Annotated in this window: 2 protein-coding genes; both read right to left on the reverse strand. The window is 42.9% G+C overall.

The features are described 5' to 3' along the window. The coding region (locus CXF78_RS18525) for a hypothetical protein (protein WP_219622098.1) at positions 1-519 on the reverse strand (519 nt) is incomplete at its 3' end. A gap of 287 nt (positions 520-806) precedes the next feature. After that, on the reverse strand, positions 807-3,044 hold a 2,238-nt coding region (locus CXF78_RS18530), incomplete at its 5' end, for a TonB-dependent receptor domain-containing protein (protein ID WP_102037581.1).

Here is a 3,044-nt window from a genome sequence, read left to right on the forward strand (position 1 = left end):
TATTTTTTGCTTAGCCACATCAACGGCTACAGATTCACAATCGTGTGCACCATCTGGGTAGGTAAATGTCATGCTCCAAACGGGTTTAGCCGACAGTGTTTTTTGGCCATTCAGTTGGCTTAAATCAGGCTCTTTGATCAGATGTAACTGATATTGCGATCGTTTCGCTTGGTTATCACCCACATCGGCGATCAATAAATACGATTCACCTTGGTAAACGAACGAGGCGATGTCTTCCCAATCGTTATTCTTAACGCCTGTAATGTTAACTGTCGCCAACTGATGACCTTGGGTATCAATGGCAAAAATCCTTGCGGTGTCGCCACTGTCGTTATGTACCCACAATATATTGTCGTTGAGCCTCGAAACCGCTAAACCACTGGCTTCGTCAATAGTCGAAGCAGTAATGCTACCCGCTTGGGTCATGCCTATCGGCATAGCACATGCACTGGTCGATAACGCCAATATCACATATATACACAGCTTTAACGGGGTGAACAGGGGCAGTATTTTGGGCATTAACACGGGTCCATTGAGGTATCAGTAACGAGCAAGCCAGTATTCTACCCAATTTGAAATAGAAAAGTGCCAATGTTTAAACTGAGGTTAATTTATTTATCCGTTACATAAGTTGAGTTTGTGTAGCGTTATCTTGTTATTAAACAAAAAAAGGCCACTTTCTTTGTTCCGAAGAAAGTGGCCATGCACATTTTTAGCGATTGAAATGATGAATAAAAACCGCTAAAAACAAGTACTCTTTTATAAGTGACTCTTGAACGCACTATTACACGTAACGATTAAACCTATTAATACTCATAGCTAAATTGCAAAGTGAACTCTGTGCCAGGGTCTTTAGCGTACACTTGCAGATCTTGCTGTTCGTATTCAGTGGTTTCACCTAAGATATTTTTCGCTTTTACTTTTACCGTAACGCTATCTGTCGGGAAGAAACTATAGGTAAAATCAAGGCTATGGAATGGCTTTTCAAATACATCGTCTAAACCACCACGGCCACCATAAGCAATACGTTCACCAAACACGTTATACACTAATGTGGCACTGTGATAACTGTCTGACGAGTCGTAACTTAACTGTAAGTTAGCCACCCATTGTGAATGTCCGGTCATGCGGCGCGTTTTATTGGTTGGGTCAATTTCGCCGTTAGCAGCGATATCGATTTCTGAGTCACCAAGGGTTAAGTTACCTGCAACAAAGAAGTCTTCCCAAATGCTGCCTTCGCTACCTAAAAACTCAAGCTCTTGTAAGAACTCGGTTTCAAGACCGTACACATAACCCGACTGCGCGTTATAAAACTTGAGCTGACGCCCTGCTTCTGAAATACGTTGAATCGGCTCAATCGGTGCATCTACATCTTTATAGAATGCGCCCATGCTGAAATTATTACCCGAATCAGAATAGTATTCCCAACGTAAATCTAAGTTAAGAATGTCTGAACTCTTTAACTCTGGGTTACCGAAGAAGTCAAAACCAGTAACCGGATCTTGGAATCGAACCGGTGATACCTCACGAAGATCTGGACGAACGATAGTTTTACTCGCTCCAAAACGCCATTGAGTAGTATCGGTTTGTTTCCAGGTTAATGACAACGATGGGAACCAACCGTCTTCTGCTATCACGTAGTCAGATAACTGATAACGACCACCTTCATCTGATATTTCACCATTGGGGTCGATAGGCAAAGTGACGCGACGAAAATCTTCATAACGAATACCAGCATAGACTCGCCACACATCATCAAAGTCGATGTCCATGCTCACAAATGCAGCGTCGTTTTTCTCGGCGGCAATGTAGTCTTCAGTGTCAGTTGATGCGTCTTTCAGCTCTAGCCCTAAGGTATTGTCGGTAATGTTTTTATCAGAGAAAATCTCATCAAAATCACCCGCTAAAATAGCGCCATTGGCATCGGTTGGACTTAAATCGACATCAAACCCTAAGCGAGTTGCATAGCTTTCGCGAGTACGCTCAAAGTATTCATAGCCGGTAGTCAGTTTAACCACGGCGCCGTCTAGATTAATTGGATACATAAAGTCCCAAGCATAGTTTTGGCTATCATCTTCTAGGCGACTGTAGACATACTTGGGTGCATCTTGAGTATTGAGGTTACGTGATAATAACTGGTTGCTGTCGTCTAAAATCACGTTGTAGGTATACGACACTTCATTTGGTGCATAACGCTCTGAGCGCGCATCGGAGAACTTCCAATTAAATTCAGCGTCATTCAAATATTCAATAAAATGATGACCTTTAATTTGGTTACTGATAAGCGAACGTTCTTCATAATCAATGGCGTAAACTTGCAGTGCATTTGGCTCACCCAAAGTATCGATGGTTTCTTCAATCCCCATAGACACATCATCTGAAGTGTCTTGCAGGTAAGTAGTGAAGGTTTCGATTTTATGGTTGTAGCCAATCTCTAAGCCTAAGTTAAGCATGCCAGACACTTGGACTATTGAGTCGGTACCAACGATGTCTTTCTGGTTTTCAACTTGTACTTGGCTGCTATCACCATCAAGCTCAACTTCACGTTTAGTGTAGTTTTCAGCTTGCTTCTTGTAAGACACGGCTGACAATGCACCAAAGATAATATCGTCGGTAATGTCCCAACGATCACCAATGGCGATATCGCCGCGCATTGCAGGGTCTGTACTTTGGCTGTGTACCGTCATATCGCGGTACATGTCTAGTGCTAGTTCGCGGTTAACTTTTTGTGCTGCTGGGTAATTTATAGCGCCATTAGAGTTGCTGACGATATCAATTGGGCTAATTCCACCATATTGATTAATGGTGTTATTAATGTTGCTTGGCATGCTGCGAGTGCCATCGTCTTGGCCAGTCCAATCATCGCCACCACCGTTGTAGGTGTAGCTGTCATTTGAGTCATTGGTGTTATAACGACCGCCTACTGACGCTTTAAAGAAGAAGTCGGCCGGAATTGATTTAGTGCGAATATCAACATGCCCGCCACCAAATGCGGCAGGTGAATTAGCTGAGGCAGACTTTTGCACCGATAATGATTCAATGAT

This window comes from Shewanella sp. 11B5 (assembly GCF_002836795.1).
Classification (GTDB): domain Bacteria; phylum Pseudomonadota; class Gammaproteobacteria; order Enterobacterales; family Shewanellaceae; genus Shewanella; species Shewanella frigidimarina.